The sequence below is a fragment of the Pseudaquidulcibacter saccharophilus genome, assembly GCF_019455445.1.
GTDB classification, from domain to species: Bacteria; Pseudomonadota; Alphaproteobacteria; order Caulobacterales; family Aquidulcibacteraceae; genus Pseudaquidulcibacter; species Pseudaquidulcibacter saccharophilus.
On record NZ_JAHWUS010000002.1, the window covers coordinates 219293 to 237197 of the forward strand.

Consider the following 17905-nt stretch of genomic DNA (forward strand, 5'->3'; position numbering starts at 1 on the left):
TCGTCTATTTGCATAATATGAGTGAAACAGAAAACACCGATGATAACAAAAGACGCAGGCGCGTTACAACACCTGATAAAAAGGTTTTGCGCGGTGATGCGCATGAAAAGGTTCGTACTGCCAAAAAACGGTCCGTGCAATCGGCACGCTGGCTAGAGCGGCAATTAAACGACCCTTATGTAAAACTTGCGCAGGCAGAAGGTTGGCGCTCGCGTGCGGCATTCAAAATTATTGAGATTGATGATGCCTTCAAAATTTTTAAAAAGGATGCCAAAATTCTTGACCTTGGCGCTGCACCTGGTGGCTGGTCACAGGTTGCGATGAAACGTGGTGCCAAAAATATTGCCGCAATTGATTTACTTGATATTGATCCAATTGATGGTGTCGAAATTTTTAAAGGCGACTTTTGCGATAATGAAATGCAAAATGCTATTATAGCCTCACTTGGTGGTGCGCCTGATGTTATAATGTCTGATATGGCTGCCAACACTGTTGGTCACAGGCAAACCGACCACATTCGTACAATTGCGCTTGCCGAACTCGCCGCCGATTTTGCCATTGAGTTTTTAAAGCCAGGTGGGCATTTTGTGTCAAAAGTTTTTCAAGGTGGCTCGCAAATTGATATGTTGAACCGCTTAAAACACAATTTTAAAACCGTGAAACATTTCAAACCAAATTCATCCCGCAAAGAAAGTGTAGAGTTATTTTTGGTCGCACTTCATAAAAAGGATAAAATATAATACTAACGTCTTGACAAAATACCGATTCCCAAAGTATTAGCCGCCATGTTTGACCATAAAATTAAAATCCGTGACGCCCTGACATTCGATGATGTATTGCTCGAGCCATGCGCGTCAAATATCCTTCCCGCTGCTGTTGATGTCAAAACTCGCCTTGCAGGTGACATCACTCTAAATATTCCTTTAATTTCTTCTGCAATGGATACCGTTACCGAAGCCCGCCTAGCAATCGCAATGGCGCAAGCTGGTGGCATGGGTATTATTCACCGCAACCTTGATGTTGAGGTGCAGGCAGACCACGTTCGCCAAGTTAAGCGCTTTGAAAGCGGAATGGTAATTAACCCAATCGTGGTTCACCCTGATATGACTGTTGGCCATATTCGCGCCATCAAAGAAGCTCGTGGCTTTACTGGTTTTCCAGTTGTTGAGCGTTCTGACGATGTTCGCGGTGGTAAGCTGGTTGGTATCGTTACAAATCGTGATATTCGCTTTGCCAATGATAGCCAAACTGTAAAAGAGGTTATGACCTATCAAAACCTTGTAACGGTTAAAGAAGGTGTTGACCTTGCAACCGCACAGGCGCTTTTACAAAAGCATAAAATCGAGCGTATTATCGTTGTCGATGAGGCCGAGCGTTGCGTAGGTCTTGTTACCGTAAAAGATATGGAAAAGTCACAAGCTTTCCCAAATTCATGCAAAGATGAATCTGGACGTCTTCGTGTCGGTGCGGCATCTACGACTGGTGATGATGGCTATAAACGTACCGAAGCATTAATTGAAGCTGGTGCCGATGTTGTGGTTATTGATACTGCGCACGGTCATTCTAAAATGGTTTTGGATTCTGTTGAAAAGGCAAAACGCATTTCCAACAAGGCAAAAATCATTGCAGGTAACGTTGCGACCTATGACGGTGCAAAGGCACTGATTGATGCAGGTGCTGATGCGATAAAAATTGGTATTGGTCCTGGTTCAATTTGTACAACCCGTATTGTTGCCGGTGTTGGTGTTCCACAATTAACCGCAATTATGGATGCGGTTGAAGCCGCACGGGGACAAAACATTCCTGTTATTGCCGATGGTGGTATTAAATTTTCTGGTGACCTTGCCAAGGCATTAGCGGCGGGTGCGTCAGTTGCTATGCTTGGTTCATTGCTTGCTGGCACAGAAGAAGCACCGGGCGAAGTTTTCCTTTACCAAGGGCGTTCATATAAGTCTTACCGTGGTATGGGTTCATTGGGTGCAATGGCGCGTGGTTCTGCGGATCGTTATTTCCAAAAAGAAGTAACTGATAGTATGAAATTGGTTCCTGAAGGCATTGAAGGACGTGTTCCGTTCAAAGGCCCTCTTAGCCCAATTTTACACCAATTAATTGGTGGTTTACGTGCGGCAATGGGCTATACTGGCTCTGCTAGTCTTGCGGATTTCCATGAACGTGCAAAATTTGTTCGTCTTACATCTGCTGGACTACGTGAAAGCCACGTTCATGATGTTGCGATTACTCGTGAAGCACCAAATTATCCGGTGGGTGGCTAAATGCGTGACGGTGCGCGCGTTCAGGCTGCAATTGAAGTATTAACCGACAGTGCCGAACATCACCGCCCACCCGCGCTTTCATTGCGTGATTGGGCGGTTAGGCATCGTTTTGCCGGCTCAAAAGATCGTTCGGCAATTGGTGATATTGTGTTTATGGCGCTGCGCGTTCGTGCGATGTCTGAATTTGCGCTTGAGGCGGAAACACCACGGGCATGGGCATTAGGTGCCTTGAAGTTTGGGTTTTCTTATGAAATCGAAAAAATTCAAGAGCTAGCAGTCGAAAATGAACATTCATTTGGCGCCTTAAGCCTTGAGGAAATTGAGGCATTAAGCAAGCCAGTTTCGGATGCACCACATTTCGTTTTGGGTAATTATCCAGATTGGCTTGATGAAAGCCTTGAAAGGATTTTTGGCGAAAATCGTGCTGTTGAAATGGCTGCAATGGCCAAACCTGCACCGCTTGATTTGCGTGCGAATGTTTTGAAAATAAATCGTGATGATTTAATTACAGAGCTTTCAACATCTCCCAAGCTTACTCAAAAGCCTGATGCAACCGCACTTTCGCCATGGGGCGTAAGAATTCCTTGGGGTAATGGGAAGAACTTCCCTTGGGCGACCGAATTTTCATACCTTAAAGGTGAATTTGAGGTGCAGGATGAGGCAAGCCAATTAGTTGCACTTTTAACAGGTGTAAAAGAAGGTATGTTAATTGCCGATGTTTGCGCTGGTGCGGGTGGTAAAACCCTTGCGCTTGCAATGATGGCAAATAATAATGCCAAAATCATTGCCTATGACAAAGATCAAAATCGGATTGCGCCAATATTTGAACGCCTAACTCGCGCGGGTGTAACATGCGTTGATGTTCGCACTCAAAGACGTGGGCATGAACTTGAAGATATTAATGGCAAATGCGACATAGTTTTGGTTGATGCACCATGCACCGGTTCGGGGACATGGCGACGCGCACCGGATACGAAATGGCGTATAAGCCCGCAAAATATTGAAACCCGTCAAAATAACCAACAAGAAGCATTATCAATTGCCGCCCCATTGGTTAAATCGGGCTCTTTGATTGCCTATGCAACTTGTTCAGTTTTACCAGAGGAAAATGATGATACAATTGGCAAATTCCTTGAAAATAATTCTGAATTCACGCTAAAACCAATTGATAAGCATTTAGAAGAATTGGGTTTCAGTCACTTGCTTGAAAAATGCCATAAAACTAAATATGGCATTCAGTTCACGCCATATAAATCAAATACAGATGGCTTTTATTTCGCGGTTATCGAAAAAAATTAGATGAGGACAAAATGACAAATATTGATAATAACAAGCACGAAATTGTGTTGATTGTTGATTTTGGCTCACAAGTGACCCAGCTTATCGCACGCCGTGTTCGTGAATGTGGTGTTTATTGCGAAGTTCATCCATATAATCGCACCGCAGAATTTCTAAAAACCCATTCGCCAAAGGCAATTATTTTCTCTGGCGGTCCTGACAGTGTATTGCGTGAAAATTCACCGCGTGCGCCAAAAGAGTGCTTTGAGCTTGGGGTTCCTATTCTTGGCATTTGTTATGGGCAACAAACCCTTATTACCCAATTGGGCGGCATTGTAGAGGGTGGACATGCGGCTGAATTTGGTCGTGCTGATGTAGAAGTCTTGAAGAATAGCCCACTTTATGACGGTATTTGGGAAAAAGGTGGCAAATACACCGTTTGGATGAGCCACGGTGACCGTGTTACCAAACTTCCAGAGGGCTTTGAAGTTCTTGCATTCTCTGAAAATGCACCATTTGCCATTGCCGCAAATGAGACCAAAAAGTACTATACCTTTATGTTCCACCCAGAAGTGGTTCATACGCCAGACGGCAAAGAATTAATCAATAACTTCCTGACCAAAATTGCTGGTTGCCATAATGACTGGTCAATGGCGGCATTCCGTGAAGAAGCAATTGCGAAAATACGTGCCCAAGTTGGTAAAGGTAAAGTAATTTGTGGTCTTTCTGGTGGGGTTGATTCATCGGTTGCTGCGGTTCTTATTCACGAGGCAATCGGCGACCAACTTACATGCGTATTCGTTGATCATGGTCTTTTGCGCGCGGGTGAAGCAGAACAAGTGGTCGATTTGTTCCGTAATCATTATAATATTCCGCTTATTCATGCCGATGAAAGCGAACGTTTCCTTGGGGCATTGGCGGGTGTTACCGACCCAGAGGTAAAACGCAAAACTATTGGTAAGCTTTTCATTGATGTATTTGAAGAAAAAGCCAAAGGTGTTGGTGGTGCAGAATTCCTTGCCCAAGGTACGCTTTACCCTGATGTTATTGAAAGCGTTTCATTTGATGGTGGTCCATCGGTTACCATTAAATCGCACCACAATGTTGGCGGCCTTCCAGAACGCATGAATATGAAATTGCTTGAACCATTGCGTGATTTGTTCAAAGACGAAGTGCGCGCATTAGGTGAAGAATTGGGGCTTAATCACCAATTCGTTTCACGCCATCCATTCCCTGGTCCTGGTCTTGCCATTCGTATTCCAGGCGATATTACACGTGAAAAATTGGAAATTTTGCGTAAGGCAGATGTCATTTATCTTGAAGAAATCCGCAATGCCGGTCTTTATGATAAAATATGGCAGGCGTTTACCGTATTGCTTCCGGTTAAAACTGTTGGTGTTATGGGTGATGGGCGAACATATGATTATGTTTGCACATTGCGTGCGGTAAATTCCACAGATGGCATGACTGCCGATTTCTATCCGTTTGAAATGTCATTCCTTGCACGTGTTTCAACACGAATTGTTAATGAAGTTAAAGGTATCAACCGCGTAACCTATGACATAACCTCAAAACCACCCGGCACGATTGAGTGGGAATAGTTTATGTACGTCCCTGAACATTTTAATGAAACTAACCGTTCAGAGATTGCAGCAATTGTTGAAAACTACCCGCTTGCGACATTGGTTGCCAATGGTTCGGGTGGTTTGATTGCAAACCATATCCCTATGCTTACAAAAAAGAACGGGGTAGGGGATATTATTGAATTTCATGGTCATATCTCACGCCACAATCAACTTTTTTCCGAAGTCGCTGATGGTGAGGAAGTGCTTTTGATTTACCGTGCTGAGGATTCTTACATAAGTCCGAATTGGTATCCATCAAAGCAGGAACATCATCGCCAAGTTCCAACCTGGAACTATCGTGCGGTTCATTTTTATGGCAATATTGAATTTACCGATGACATAACGTTTCTGCGAGTTTTGTTGGCGCGGCTTACCAATCATCATGAAGCAAAAATTGGTGAACAAAATCCGTGGAAAATGTCAGATGCGCCACGCGATTATATTGAAGGAATGATGCAGGAAATAATAGGCGTTAAAATCACAGTCACCGGATTTTTTGCCAAAAGCAAAATCAGCCAAAATAAGGCCTATAATGACTATGTATCGGTCCACGATAAACTGGAAGCAATTGGCAAAACCGATTTATCAAATGCTATGGCTCGCAAAGTTCGGGATTTGAAGCGTAATATATAGTTATCCAATTACTGAATTTTTGATTTATACTTCATTATATTGGGCAAGTTAATTTCAATCCAATCGACCAATGTTTCCATTCTTATTGCAATTTCTTTGCCCATTTCTGACAAAGAATATTCAACATGCGGTGGGATTACTGGATAGGCGGTTCGGATTATAAAACCATCTTGTTCAAGTGTTTGCAGTGTTTGGGAAAGCATTTTTTCAGAGACGCCTTGAAGTTTTCTTCTTAGATCACTGTAACGCAACGTGCCGCCTAAAAGTGCTACAAGTGCAAGAAGGCCCCATTTATTAGTAACGTGTTTAAAAATTTCACGAGATGGACATTTATCGGAAAACACCATTCCTCGTTCAATAGCCTTTGATATTGACCCTGTTGATAATTTTGTTTGAGAATTATTTTCCATTTAACTGTTGCTTTTTGATACTAACTTTTTTGTATGTACTTGTAAATAATATAGCTGAATAATAAATTCAAGCCCATAAACCAAAAAATGGAGATTGAAATGATTTTTATTGCTGCTGCAACATCACAATTGGGTAATTTGGTTATCCAATCACTTCTTGAAAAAATTCCGGCATCGCAAATTATTGCGGGCGTAAGAGATACGAACAAGGCGCAAAACTTAAGTGCCAAAGGCGTTACTTTAAGAATTGCCGATTATAATGACCCTGATGGTCTTGAACGCGCACTTTTGGGTGTTGATAAATTACTATTAATTTCATCTGGCGATATTGCCGCCAGCCGTCAACAGCAACATGCAAATGTTATTGATGCCGCAAAAAAAGCTGGCGTTGGTTTGATTGCTTACACATCTATTTTAAATGCAGACACATCCGAGCTTTTACTAGCTAAAGATCACCAAGAAACTGAAAAATACTTAAAAGCATCTGGCGTGCCTTATGTATTCTTACGTGACGGTTGGTATATTGAAAATTATACCGGTTCTATTCCTGTTGCCTTGCAGCATGGGGCAATTATAGGAGCATCTGGTGATGGTAAAATATCCGCAGCAGCACGAAAAGACTATGCAGAAGCTGCGGCAGTTGTTTTAACCTCAGATGGTCACGAAAACAAAATTTACGAATTGGCTGGGGATAATGCTTTCACCTTGAATGAATATGCCGATGAATTATCGAAACAAGTGGGTAAAACGATCCCTTATGTAAATCTTCCAAAAGATGAGTATGCGGCAGCATTGGTTGGTGCAGGGCTTCCTGAAGCACTTGTGAATATTTTGGCGGATTCTGATATTGGTGCTTCAAAGGGGCAGCTATATTCAAAAAGTAAAGACCTTGGTGGCTTAATAGGTCGCCCAACCACAACTTTAAAAGATGTGATTGCATCTTCAATATAATATTAAATTGGATATAGTGGGGCATGCATAATTTTGTCCCACAAATCCGTTGCTTTGTAGAAAAAGATCGTGAAGCGGTAATAGCACTATGGCAAGAATGCGAACTCATACGTTCTTGGAATGACCCAGACAAAGACATAGATCGCAAAGTTGCATTTCAGCCTGAATGGTTCTTTATAATGACTTATGGCGACAGTGTAATTGGCACAATTATGGCTGGTTACGATGGTCACCGTGGTAGTGTGTTTTATCTTGCCATAGCAAAAAAGTACCAAGGGCATGGGCTGGCTAGTAGATTAATGCAACATGCGGCAGATGAATTGAAAAAGGCTGGCTGTCCCAAAATAAATTTGATGGTACGTAGTAGCAATATTGAAGTTTGCACTTTTTATGACAAGATTGGCTACAAACAAGAAGACATAGTCTCTTATGGAAAGCGACTTATAAAAGACGATTAGATTTATTAATTGGGAGAAAGTATGGGCAATTCATTTCAATGCGTAAAATGTGGTCACGGTGATTATACATCTGAAAGAATTTCGACTGAGGGTGGGATTTTTTCCCGCTTTTTCAATGTTTCTACTAAAAAATTTACCGCAATATCATGCAGAAAATGCGGCTATACAGAGCTTTACAAAGGACATGCTTCACTGGGGGGTAAGATAGTAGATTTTATCGGTGGTTAACTGATTTTAGACGCGTATCTAGCCGCAATCACACTGCAAACCATTAATTGCAATTGGTGATAAATCATTGTTGGTAGGATGATTATTCCAAGCACAGGGCTTCCTGCAAATAATATTGCGGCAATTGGTGCGCCATTGGCAAGACTTTTTTTTGATCCGCAAAAAACGCCAGCAACCTCATCTTCATGGCTAAAGCCTAAGCTTTTGGCAGTTATGGTTGTTATAAACAATACTAATGCCAAAATTATTGCGACAATTGCAAATATCAAAACCAACTGTAACGCCGGAATTTTTGACCAAATATTTGAAATATTGGAATGACAAAAGGCAACAAAGACGATTAAAATAATTGTTGTTCTGTCAAGTGTGTTAATTATTTTCTTATTTTTTTGCAAAAACTCTTTCAAAATTGGGCGTAAAACTTGGCCCAAAATGAAAGGTATAAGCAGGGTTTTCATGATATCCAAAACGGCCCCAAGCACGTCCAAATGTCCACCATTTGTCGTTGCCGTTATTAATGAAATATAAAATGGGGTAATTATCATTCCCAATATACCGGAAAGGGTTGCGTTAAACACTGCACCAGCAACATTCCCTTTGCCAATTGCGGTCATTGCAACCGACGAAGATATAGTAGAGGGTAGGGCGCAGAGAAAAAATAGGCCTAAACGTACTTCAGGCGACAAAAAATCAAGTCCAAAATAAATTGCAAAACCTATTATAGGAAATAATACAAAAGTAGTTGCCTGTACCAAAAGGTGCAAACGCCAAGCTCCTAGGCCTGCTTTGATTGCACCAAATGAAAGATTTGCACCATGCAAAAAGAATACAAGGCTTATTCCCCAAGTTGTTACTAGGCCAAGGTGTAATGGAGAATTATCACCACCTAATTGAGGGAATATAAATGAAAAAATGACGGCCAGTAACATAGCAATTACAAAGCCGTCTATTTTTATAAGTTTCATTTTTTGCTTAGCTTATTTAACAATTGAACATTGACCGCCAGCAGATTTAACTGCTTTACACGCAAGGTTGGCCGCATCGTTTCCGAGTCCAGTAATGCGTGCACGAAACCAAGTTCCTCGCTCATCTTCAAACTTCACAACTTGTTTTGCCGCAAATGAAGGGAAATAAGACGACATCATAGCCAAAGTATTATTCGCATCTGATTTGGTTTTAAATGCACCAACTTGAACAATGGCATTGCCGCGCTGATTTTTAAGCGCCATTTGACGTGATTGTTCACGTTTAAGAGCAGCGTCACGTTCCTTGCTTTCAGCAAGAAGGCGTGCAGCTTCTTTTTGTTCAGCAAGTTTTTTTGCGGCATCTCGTGCCTTTTTTTCTGCAAGCTGACGTTTGGCTGCTTCTAATTTTTCATCGTGTTCAATTTGCGCAATGCGTTCATCTTCACGGGCTTTTGCCTCTAAACGCATTTTTTCAATTTCGTCAGAATTATTATTAGCCTGTGTCTCTAAAGAAGCCATAACCAAGCTATTATTTGTGGTTGCTTCTGGCACAGTAAACTCAAGGCCATTGTGGGGGTCGCTGTTGATGTTTGGTGTTGCTACCGCAGCCATAACAATTGGCGCTTGCGTATCTGTTTTTGGCTCTTCTATTTTACCACGCAAGTCCTCACTTGGAGTGTTCTCATTTTCAGACATTACCACAGGCGCCGATTGTGTTATTGGTGCACTGAATGACATAACAACTGGGTTAGAAGCCGTTGATTGAGTTTTGGTCTCAACTTTTACGGGGGGTGCAGCTGCCATCATTGTTGGGGTTGAAGTCTCTTCTGAACCTTCGTCATCGCCACTAGACGCTTTGATATCAACATCATCATTAGAGATATCTTTTTGATGATCTGTACGTTCGTTCATAGAAAACTTAACGGGAACTGGGGTTGGTGTCGGATTGTTTTGTGCCATATTATAGCTACGCTCGCTATATTTAGGCTGATCCATCAAAATTGCTTCAGCATCTGCACGATCATCTTCTGATAAATTTGCCAGAGAGTAATTTACACTTGGAGCTTGTGCATTTCGTATTACACCGATTTGATTGTATGATGCTTCTATAAGGTTTTCTACACGAAGATCGCGTTCACGCCACGAAGAACCACCCATTACAACTGTAACAAGGCGATGCCCACCACGGCTTGAAGTTGCTGCAAGATTATAACCAGATGCACGTGTTAAGCCTGTCTTTAAGCCATCAACACCTTCAACTTTTCCTACAAGGTGGTTATGGTTGTTAATCCGTTGACCATTATAAACCATGTATTCAGTGCTAAACCAATGATATTGACGCGGAAAATCACGGCGAATTGCGATTGCAAGTTTTGCCAGGTCTTCGGCAGTTGTGACTTGTTGTGAATTAGGAAGGCCAGAAGCATTTTTAAAGGTGGTATTACTCATACCAAGTTCATGTGCCTTTGCGGTCATACGTTCAGCAAAAGCAGATTCTGAACCTGCTAGTCGTTCAGCAACAGCAACTGCCGTGTCATTGGCTGATTTAGTTACAAGCGATAAAATTGCGGTCTCGACATCAACTGAATTGCCTGCACGGACACCAAGTTTTGTCGGGCTTTGGGATGCGGCATATTTTGAGTAAGTAATTTGGTCTTCAAAATTGATACGACCATCTTCAATAGCTTCAAACAGCAAATAAAGCGTCATAACTTTTGTAATAGAGGCCGGATAACGCTTTTCTGTTGCGTTCATTTCATGGAGAACAACACCATTGTCAGCATCAACAACAATCTCGGCACGTTTGCCACCGGCATAGCTTGGCGCGGCAAATGTTAATATTGAAACTGCACTTACCAATCCGATTGAAAACCTTGTGGTAAAATTCGTATTGCACAAAAAACGTGACTTGATGGTTTTAGTTTTAACCATGTTCTCTAACTTTTCCTAATCCCCTATTTTTCAATAGAAGGTTAATCCGCGCCCCAGCGGGCAAAAATTAGGCGGACATTATTTCCAACTTGGGTCGGCCCCATACTCAACCTATCAGCAGAATAAAAAATAAATCCCAGAAAAACAATCAAACCAGATGTTATTTTTCTATTTATGTCAAAAATTTAAGCTATTTCTGCGTATATTAGGCATATTCACTCATAAATTACTTAATAAAATATTATAAATTCATTAACCTTTGGGCGGTTTTTGATGGCGTTACACGTTGCTAATTGCGTATTAAAATGCCGCAAATTTGATATATTTGTCATCTAAGGTACGAATTTATTTATATTTTCGCTTTTTTTAATTTTTAAATTTTATGAGAATAAATCAATTTTTACGTAACATATATTTTTTGTAATGTTGAAAAGACAAGCTTCTGCTATGACTTATTTAAAAATAGGCCATAGCAGTGAATTATATTTATGGCGGAAAATATCTATTAGTTATTGAACCTAAAGTGCATTACATCACCATCTTGAACGATGTATTCTTTCCCCTCGAGGCGCATTTTACCGTTTTCTTTTGCACCTTGTTCACCGTTAAACTTTACGAAATCTTCGTAGGAAATAGTTTCAGCACGAATAAAGCCTTTTTCAAAGTCACCGTGAATAACTCCGGCTGCCTTTGGCGCAGTCCAATTTTTGTGAATTGTCCATGCACGTGCTTCTTTTGGGCCAACTGTGAAATAAGTTGCAAGGCCAAGAAGCTCGTATCCTGCGCGAATAAGGCGATTTAGTCCCGGTTCTTCAAGACCAACTGTGTCGAGATATTCTTTTGCCTCTTCATCATCTAAAACTGCAAGGTCAGCCTCCATTTGCGCACAAATGGTTACGCATTCGGCGTTATGGGTTTTTGCATATTCTTCAACGCGGCGTGAATAATCATTTCCACTTGCGGCGGCATCTTCATCAACATTACATACGAAAAGCACTGACTTTGAAGTCAAAAGTTGAAGCATGTCCCAAGCTTTTTTATCTTCATTGTCAGGTATATAAAGGCGGGCAGGTTTACCTTCATCCAGCAATTTTTTTGCCTCTAGGCATAATTCGAGAGTTTTTTTAGCCTCTTTATCTCCGCCAGACTTCGCCTTTTTTTCAAGGTTTGTGATACGTTTCTCAACGCTTTCAAGGTCGGCAAGCATTAGTTCGGTTTCGACAACTTCCATATCGTCAAGCGGATCAATTTTTCCAGAAACATGGGTGATGTCATCATTGTCGAAGCAGCGCAAAACATATGCAATAGCATCACATTCGCGGATGTTTGCAAGGAATTGGTTGCCAAGTCCTTCGCCTTTTGATGCGCCTTTAACAAGACCAGCAATATCTACAAAGTTCATACGTGTTGGGATTATTTCTTTTGAACCAACTATTTTGGCAAGTTCGTTAAGGCGTGGCTCTGGCATAGCAACTTCGCCAACATTTGGCTCAATTGTACAAAATGGATAATTTGCCGCTTGTGCTGAAGCTGTTTTAGTCAAAGCATTGAATAGCGTCGATTTCCCAACATTTGGTAAGCCAACAATCCCACATTTAAAGCCCATAATAATCTTCCCATCTGGCTGTGATAAACTTATTTCATCGCCTTTAGACAATTAATGGTAAGATTTAAAGTGCTATTGATGCTAAAGCCCAAAACTTCTAGGCCCTCAAGTAAAAGACCTGTACCAAACCAAAATAGTAATTCCAAAATTGCCATTAATAATTCATTTTTATCAAGGCGCCGTGGTGAGCCTTTTTCATATTTTGAAAAATTTGGTATGACGCGAGGAACTTTCTTTTGATATTCACGGAATTCGTCGCCATAAATTAATATCATCAAGTTTTCTTGACGATTAATAATATAGGTAAAGATAACACCCGCCATTATAGGCAAAAAAATCATTAATTGAATACGTGCAGAAATTATGCTTAGGCCAATCATCGCAATATATGCCATTAAGCATTTCGGATGGCGCACTATCGAATACGGGCCCTGTGTACTAATTTGGTCGCGGTAAAAATAAAACTTTGAAAAAAATCTACCGATTGCGCCAATTGCAATTAATAAAGCGCCAATCATATCCATTGTATCGTGTAATATGCTATTATCACGGTAAAGCGGTGCAAAAGCAAAGAATACAACGGTGCTTAATAGCGCACATAGCCAAAATTCTTTAAAACTAAATTGCCTTATTTGATTCATGGCCAATCCCGAATTATCTTCGTTTGCGCTTTATTGTTATGATATTACAATATTATGACAATAAAAAGCCCCCACAATTATGTGGGGGCTTAATTTGTATTAATTTAATCGATAAATATTAGAATTTATGGACATATGAAACGCCAAAGTTGTCAACTTTTTGCTCTGTGTAGCGTGTATAATCTGCACGAATACCGTTATTTGTATCTAGCATATATTGTGCGCCAACACCTGCTGCAAAGCTACCATCGTCATTTTTAACTTTTAGGCCAGCAGCTTTTGCTTCTTCCCATGTGTGGTGGTAGCCGATACGTCCCAAAACGCTAAATTTATCATTTACCGGTGCGGTACCAACCGCATATGCGCCAAGATCGCCTTTGTTTTTATATTTTACGCCTTGATAAGTATCTTCATTAACACCAAAACCACCTTCTGCTTCAACACCAAAGTATGGGTTAATTTGAGTGCCTACTTTACCAGTAATAGATGCGGTGTCAGTATTTTTGGTGTGATGCTGAGTTACACCTGCATTCACATATACATTTTCTTGTGCAGAAGCTGCGCCTGCAACAAGTAAAGTTGATGAAATCAATGCACCGACCATGATTGTTAGTTTGTTATTTTTCATTTTCATTCTCCTTAAAATCGTGGACTTTTCATCCGCGCAAATTGAATTTAGGATTAGTATTTGCACAATTCAAATTGCAATGTGGTAATGTTAAGAGGTGAAAAAGTGTGTGTGGTCAACAAGTTACACAATGTGTCTTAATTGTGTTCTTAAGATAAACAGGAGGTAAATATGCCGTATTTGTGACACAAGTATGGAAATATTTTAATTGTTGAAACGTGCACAATGCAATAAATTCAAGAATTAACGATAGTTACATTTTTAGAAAAGGATTCTTAAAACTTTTCTGATAATCTGTTGTAATGGCATTAAAGATAGCGGTTCCGAAATTAGATAATCCAAAGCTCCAAGCAGTTGGGGCGAAGCTTCGCGCATGGTGGAATGGCGAAGAAAGTATTCCTGTCGAAACTAATGAAGAGGCCACTGAAATAAAGCATGAGCAAAATGAGGCTGCGCCTGAAGAAGCTTTAACCGTAAGCACTGATACAGAAAAAAAAAGCGAAAATAAAAAAGATAATTCTGCTAAGCAGGCTGAACTTATTAAATATGCTGTTTTAGAAAAACTGTTTGGCGAAGGACGTGCCGCGCCTGCTGATGGTGAAGTTGATAAATCAATTATTGAAGGTATGCCATTTACTTATGCCGATAAAAAACAAAAACTATATCTATTTGGTACTGAGCCATGCGCTGCGATTTTTGGTTGGTTGAATCGCTACGAGCTAGAAATTGAAGCTTATGAAGCCAATCCTGTTATATTGCAGCGTGCAAAAGACTTTTTGTCTAAAAAGGGAATAGGATCAAAAATTAAATTTCATTCTTATGATAAAAGCCCAAAATCTCTACCTAAAAATAAAGCATCGCAATTATTAATTTATGCCCAGGCCACAAGCTTTGAGGCAATGGAAGCAATTGCGTTTTCACTTGCACGTATTTTAAAGCCGGGTGGCGAGGCAATATTATTTGACTATTTTGCAAAAGATGGTGAGTCTGAAATTGCAAACGACAAACAATATGGCCGTAGCTTTATGTATGAAAGCGACATTGCACCTTTAATGGATGCTGCTGGCGTTGTTATTGCTGAACAAGAAGATATTGGGGCGCACCTTTTAAATTCTTATAGACAAAGACGAATTAAAACCATTGAAAGCTGGGATGCGATTCAGGCGGATTTGATTAAACTTGGTGGCATTGAGGTTGCAAATCAGGCTCTTGAGGCAACTGCAGCTTGGAATAAGCGTATTGAGGCAATTAAAAAAGGCAAAATGGTTGTAAAAAAATTCAGGCTTATGTTGGACTAGCATAAATTCTGTATTTGTTGAGTTTTTTGCTTTAAAATGTCTATTATATTTGCCAAAAGAAAATAAATTACCTTTTGGTGGGCAAATGGCTGAAGATTTGAATATTGCTGTCCTTAATGCAACTTATAAATTAGAACAAAGCGATAATGAGGGCAGGCGGGTCGTTGGAACGGTTTGGTTGGTCAATCTTGGGAGTAAATCCAATCCCAAAATTGCACTTGTTTCCGCGCACCACGTTCTTGATGGTATGAAACGCAATGAAGCAGTTGTTCATTGGCGTGCCCAAGATGATAATGGAAATTGGCATCGTTATCCAACCCCAATTACAATTCGCGATGATAATGGAAATGGAATATGGCTTCATCATCCTGAAAAAGATATTGCCGTAATGTGGATTAATGCCCCCGAAAGTGTCGTAAATAATGCAATAATGTACGAGAATTTGGCAGGCGAAAGAACCATATCAGACCTAGATATAAATCTTGGTGATGAGATGTTGGCACTTGGGTACCCAAAAGGATTAAGTGCAAATGATCTTGGGTTCCCAATATTGCGTTCTGGTAAAGTGGCGTCTTACCCAATTGTGCCTATCAGGCAATTTCCGAGCTTTTTGATGGATTTTTCTGTGTTTTCGGGTAATTCTGGCGGGCCTGTATATATGTCCGACAAAATATTAAGCCGTACCAAAGACAATAAAAAAGATAAGAGATTTATTGCGGGTCTTTTGACACAGCAGGTCAATATAGACTCTGAACGCCTTGAAATCGGAATTGTACTTCATGCAAGCTTTATCAAAGATATGCTAAAAGAGCTTGAAGGTGATGAAGATGACTTAATCAGTTAGTCTGGTTTAAAGTCTAAAACTGCACCATTTATGCAGTATCTTAATCCCGTTGGTTTTGGTCCGTCTTCAAATACATGCCCTAGGTGAGCACCGCAATTGTTGCAATGTACTTCTACGCGTTCATAGCCAATGTCATAGTCAGTGGATGTGCCAATTATTTCCTTTTTTGCTGGTTTAAAAAAGCTTGGCCATCCAGACCCAGAATCGTATTTTGCGTCACTTGAAAACAATTCGGTATGGCAGGAAGCGCAATAATATATTCCAGCGCGCTTTTCGTAGTTTAAAGGTGATGAAAATGGGCGTTCAGTAGCGCCTTCAAGGGCGATTTTTTGTTGTTCTTTGCTAAGCTTCTTTGTCATTTCAGAACCTTTTAAATATATCTCTACCAAATTTATCAGAAATTTTATCAATAGCACGTTCAAGTTCTAAATTCTTGTCCACTTCCATAAATAAGTCATAATTATTTTGTGAATTTTCATCTAAAAGTTCTGATAAACCTATACCAATGAGGCGAAATGGGGATCTTGCCATTTCTTTTTTCAACATCTCATCTGCAAATTTAAATATCGTCTTTGCGGTTTGAGTTGGGGCTGTACTTATTTGGCGCGTAATGGTTTTAAAGTCATGTGTTTTAAGTTTTATATTTATCGTTTTACCAACTAGCTTTTTAATTCGTGCAGTTCTGGCAAGTTTTTCGCATAGGTTTTTCAAAGCCGTTCTAATATATTCATAATCTTTTACATCTTCAACGAATGTAGTTTCTGTTGAAATACTTTTGGTATTATGTTCACTTTCCACCTTGCGATTATCATTGCCGTTGGCGATGTTATATAACCATTCGCCATGTTCCCCGAATTGGCTGATGAATTTGAATTTATTGGCCTTGGCGATATCTCCAATTAGTTTATAACCTAATTTATTAAATCTTGCAGCCGTTGCTTTGCCTACACCATGTAGAAAGCCTATTTCACGATTCCATAAAAGTTTTGGAACCTCTGCCTTGGAAATAATATAAAAGCCACGTGGTTTATCCATATCTGATGCGGTTTTTGCCAAAAACTTGTTTTCAGATAGGCCTATTGAAATCGTAATTCCAATTTCATCTTCAATTCTATTTGCAATTTTAGCCAAAAGTTGTGCTGGGTTAAGACCATGAAGTTTTTGGGTTCCAGATAAATCTAAATAAGCCTCATCAATAGACACTGCCTCAACTGACGGGGTTATTTCTTCAAAAATTGAACGTATTTTCCTTGCGTTTTCACTATACAGCTTCATATCAGGTTTTATAAAAACCGCATTCGGACATAGTTTGCGTGCCATAAATGTTGGCATTGCCGATTTTACACCGTAAGAGCGCGCAATATAGCATGCAGTTGAAACCACACCACGTTTTCCACCGCCGATAATGACGGGCACATTCTTTAATTCTGGGTTCTCGCGCTTGTGAAGGGCTGCATAATATGCGTCACAGTCAATATGTGCGATATATAGATTATTAAGTTCGTTATGTGAGACTACCCGCCTAGAATGGCAATTTGGGCATTGTTCGGCATAATATTCATGTTTATTGGGGCCTTCATTTCTGTTTTGGCCTTCAAATATGTTAATGCAGTCTCGGCACAGGTTCGGCAATGTAAATTTAACCCAATTCTAATAAAACTGTCTTATAATGTTTTATAATTTGGAGATAGTGTTTGGTGGGCGAGCAAATCATAAAAAATAAGAAAAAAGTTATGATTGTTGAAGACAATGAGCTTAACATGAGGCTTTTTCGTGATTTGCTGCATGCATTTGGCTATGATACTGTTGAAACCAATGATGGTTTAAAGGCATTAGAACTTGCAAAAGATGAGATGCCAGATTTGATTCTAATGGATATTCAGCTTCCACATGTTTCGGGGCTTGATGTTACCCGTTGGATGAAGGCAGACAGTGAGACAGAGCATATACCGATTATTGCCGTGACTGCTTTTGCAATGCGCGGTGATGAGGAGAGAATTAAGGAAGGTGGATGCCAATCGTATCTGTCAAAACCAATCTCTGTTAACACTTTTATAGCAAAGATAAGAGAATTTATTGGTTGATAGTAGATTATGATTCTTTTAATTTATTCTAGCTAGAATAAAACTGGTTTT

Annotated in this window: 19 protein-coding genes; 11 read left to right on the forward strand and 8 right to left on the reverse strand. The window is 40.2% G+C overall.

All coding sequences use genetic code 11. The features are described 5' to 3' along the window. Positions 1 to 17 precede the first annotated feature (17 nt). Genes KXV15_RS06765 through KXV15_RS06785 form a run of 5 tightly spaced genes read left to right on the forward strand, consistent with a single transcriptional unit; the run spans position 18 to position 5809 of the window. A complete protein-coding gene (locus KXV15_RS06765; protein ID WP_240007414.1) occupies positions 18 to 740 on the forward strand; it encodes an RlmE family RNA methyltransferase in 723 nt (240 codons plus the stop codon). 60 nt (positions 741 to 800) lie between these two features. Next, positions 801 to 2273, forward strand: coding sequence for an IMP dehydrogenase (gene guaB / locus KXV15_RS06770; protein ID WP_338050433.1), 1473 nt, complete (start codon positions 801 to 803; stop codon positions 2271 to 2273). Next, complete coding sequence (locus tag KXV15_RS06775) at positions 2274 to 3572, forward strand: RsmB/NOP family class I SAM-dependent RNA methyltransferase (RefSeq protein ID WP_240007416.1); 1299 nt, start codon at positions 2274 to 2276, stop codon at positions 3570 to 3572. 11 nt (positions 3573 to 3583) lie between these two features. Further along, positions 3584 to 5152, forward strand: a complete 1569-nt coding sequence (guaA, locus tag KXV15_RS06780; protein WP_240007417.1) for a glutamine-hydrolyzing GMP synthase — start codon at positions 3584 to 3586, stop codon at positions 5150 to 5152. Between the two features lie 3 nt (positions 5153 to 5155). After that, positions 5156 to 5809 carry an FMN-binding negative transcriptional regulator gene (locus KXV15_RS06785; RefSeq protein WP_240007418.1) on the forward strand — a complete coding sequence of 218 codons (654 nt, stop codon included), beginning with the start codon at positions 5156 to 5158 and terminating at the stop codon, positions 5807 to 5809. Between the two features lie 8 nt (positions 5810 to 5817). Here KXV15_RS06785 and KXV15_RS06790 read toward each other — a convergent pair whose 3' ends face one another. After that, a complete protein-coding gene (locus tag KXV15_RS06790; RefSeq protein WP_240007419.1) occupies positions 5818 to 6219 on the reverse strand; it encodes a winged helix-turn-helix transcriptional regulator in 402 nt (133 codons plus the stop codon). Positions 6220 to 6318: 99 nt separating this feature from the next. Here KXV15_RS06790 and KXV15_RS06795 point away from each other — a divergent pair, with 99 nt between their 5' ends. From KXV15_RS06795 to KXV15_RS06805, 3 genes are read left to right on the forward strand one after another with little or no spacing between them, the layout of a single operon-like run. Further along, entirely contained in the window at positions 6319 to 7170 is an 852-nt protein-coding gene (locus KXV15_RS06795; protein ID WP_240007420.1) for an SDR family oxidoreductase, read from the forward strand. 23 nt (positions 7171 to 7193) lie between these two features. Then, on the forward strand, positions 7194 to 7628 hold the full coding sequence (locus tag KXV15_RS06800; RefSeq protein WP_240007421.1) for a GNAT family acetyltransferase: 435 nt from the start codon (positions 7194 to 7196) through the stop codon (positions 7626 to 7628). 21 nt (positions 7629 to 7649) lie between these two features. Then, entirely contained in the window at positions 7650 to 7856 is a 207-nt protein-coding gene (locus KXV15_RS06805) for a zinc ribbon domain-containing protein (RefSeq protein ID WP_240007422.1), read from the forward strand. Here KXV15_RS06805 and KXV15_RS06810 read toward each other — a convergent pair. From KXV15_RS06810 to KXV15_RS06830, 5 genes are all read right to left on the reverse strand, one after another. Then, a complete protein-coding gene (locus tag KXV15_RS06810) occupies positions 7853 to 8821 on the reverse strand; it encodes a bile acid:sodium symporter family protein (RefSeq protein ID WP_240007423.1) in 969 nt (322 codons plus the stop codon). The genes KXV15_RS06805 and KXV15_RS06810 overlap by 4 nt on opposite strands. A gap of 12 nt (positions 8822 to 8833) precedes the next feature. Beyond that, positions 8834 to 10753 carry a D-alanyl-D-alanine carboxypeptidase gene (locus KXV15_RS06815; protein WP_240007424.1) on the reverse strand — a complete coding sequence of 640 codons (1920 nt, stop codon included), beginning with the start codon at positions 10751 to 10753 and terminating at the stop codon, positions 8834 to 8836. Positions 10754 to 11258: 505 nt separating this feature from the next. Beyond that, positions 11259 to 12359: a redox-regulated ATPase YchF gene (ychF, locus tag KXV15_RS06820; protein WP_240007762.1), complete on the reverse strand. Its 1101-nt coding sequence runs from the start codon at positions 12357 to 12359 to the stop codon at positions 11259 to 11261. 29 nt (positions 12360 to 12388) lie between these two features. Continuing rightward, positions 12389 to 13000, reverse strand: a complete 612-nt coding sequence (locus KXV15_RS06825; RefSeq protein ID WP_240007425.1) for a methyltransferase family protein — start codon at positions 12998 to 13000, stop codon at positions 12389 to 12391. Positions 13001 to 13118: 118 nt separating this feature from the next. Further along, entirely contained in the window at positions 13119 to 13628 is a 510-nt protein-coding gene (locus KXV15_RS06830; protein WP_240007426.1) for a porin family protein, read from the reverse strand. A 302-nt stretch (positions 13629 to 13930) separates the two neighbouring features. Between KXV15_RS06830 and KXV15_RS06835 the strand changes: the two genes are divergently transcribed. Together KXV15_RS06835 and KXV15_RS06840 are read left to right on the forward strand one after the other, a co-directional pair. Beyond that, positions 13931 to 14926, forward strand: a complete 996-nt coding sequence (locus tag KXV15_RS06835) for a hypothetical protein (RefSeq protein ID WP_240007427.1) — start codon at positions 13931 to 13933, stop codon at positions 14924 to 14926. 85 nt (positions 14927 to 15011) lie between these two features. Continuing rightward, positions 15012 to 15770, forward strand: a complete 759-nt coding sequence (locus KXV15_RS06840) for a serine protease (RefSeq protein WP_240007428.1) — start codon at positions 15012 to 15014, stop codon at positions 15768 to 15770. Here KXV15_RS06840 and msrB read toward each other — a convergent pair. Together msrB and KXV15_RS06850 are read right to left on the reverse strand one after the other, a co-directional pair. Then, positions 15767 to 16129: a peptide-methionine (R)-S-oxide reductase MsrB gene (gene msrB, locus KXV15_RS06845; RefSeq protein ID WP_240007429.1), complete on the reverse strand. Its 363-nt coding sequence runs from the start codon at positions 16127 to 16129 to the stop codon at positions 15767 to 15769. The genes KXV15_RS06840 and msrB overlap by 4 nt on opposite strands. A gap of 1 nt (position 16130) precedes the next feature. Further along, the gene (locus KXV15_RS06850) at positions 16131 to 17402 is read right to left on the reverse strand and encodes a DNA polymerase IV (protein WP_240007430.1); all 1272 of its coding nucleotides are present in this window, start codon (positions 17400 to 17402) and stop codon (positions 16131 to 16133) included. Between the two features lie 62 nt (positions 17403 to 17464). Between KXV15_RS06850 and KXV15_RS06855 the strand changes: the two genes are divergently transcribed. Continuing rightward, positions 17465 to 17854, forward strand: coding sequence for a response regulator (locus KXV15_RS06855; protein ID WP_420830571.1), 390 nt, complete (start codon positions 17465 to 17467; stop codon positions 17852 to 17854). The last annotated feature ends 51 nt before the right edge of the window (positions 17855 to 17905 follow it).

Excerpts from the sequence above, each read along its gene's own strand:
- KXV15_RS06765 (WP_240007414.1), top strand. The coding sequence starts at position 18 with ATGAGTGAAACAGAAAACACCGATGATAACAAAAGACGCAGGCGCGTT.
- KXV15_RS06775 (WP_240007416.1), top strand. The coding sequence starts at position 2,274 with ATGCGTGACGGTGCGCGCGTTCAGGCTGCAATTGAAGTATTAACCGAC.
- guaA (WP_240007417.1), top strand. The coding sequence starts at position 3,584 with ATGACAAATATTGATAATAACAAGCACGAAATTGTGTTGATTGTTGAT.
- KXV15_RS06785 (WP_240007418.1), top strand. The coding sequence starts at position 5,156 with ATGTACGTCCCTGAACATTTTAATGAAACTAACCGTTCAGAGATTGCA.
- KXV15_RS06790 (WP_240007419.1), bottom strand. The coding sequence starts at position 6,219 with ATGGAAAATAATTCTCAAACAAAATTATCAACAGGGTCAATATCAAAG.
- KXV15_RS06795 (WP_240007420.1), top strand. The coding sequence starts at position 6,319 with ATGATTTTTATTGCTGCTGCAACATCACAATTGGGTAATTTGGTTATC.
- KXV15_RS06800 (WP_240007421.1), top strand. The coding sequence starts at position 7,194 with ATGCATAATTTTGTCCCACAAATCCGTTGCTTTGTAGAAAAAGATCGT.
- KXV15_RS06805 (WP_240007422.1), top strand. The coding sequence starts at position 7,650 with ATGGGCAATTCATTTCAATGCGTAAAATGTGGTCACGGTGATTATACA.
- KXV15_RS06810 (WP_240007423.1), bottom strand. The coding sequence starts at position 8,821 with ATGAAACTTATAAAAATAGACGGCTTTGTAATTGCTATGTTACTGGCC.
- KXV15_RS06815 (WP_240007424.1), bottom strand. The coding sequence starts at position 10,753 with ATGGTTAAAACTAAAACCATCAAGTCACGTTTTTTGTGCAATACGAAT.
- ychF (WP_240007762.1), bottom strand. The coding sequence starts at position 12,359 with ATGGGCTTTAAATGTGGGATTGTTGGCTTACCAAATGTTGGGAAATCG.
- KXV15_RS06825 (WP_240007425.1), bottom strand. The coding sequence starts at position 13,000 with ATGAATCAAATAAGGCAATTTAGTTTTAAAGAATTTTGGCTATGTGCG.
- KXV15_RS06830 (WP_240007426.1), bottom strand. The coding sequence starts at position 13,628 with ATGAAAAATAACAAACTAACAATCATGGTCGGTGCATTGATTTCATCA.
- KXV15_RS06835 (WP_240007427.1), top strand. The coding sequence starts at position 13,931 with ATGGCATTAAAGATAGCGGTTCCGAAATTAGATAATCCAAAGCTCCAA.
- KXV15_RS06840 (WP_240007428.1), top strand. The coding sequence starts at position 15,012 with ATGGCTGAAGATTTGAATATTGCTGTCCTTAATGCAACTTATAAATTA.
- msrB (WP_240007429.1), bottom strand. The coding sequence starts at position 16,129 with ATGACAAAGAAGCTTAGCAAAGAACAACAAAAAATCGCCCTTGAAGGC.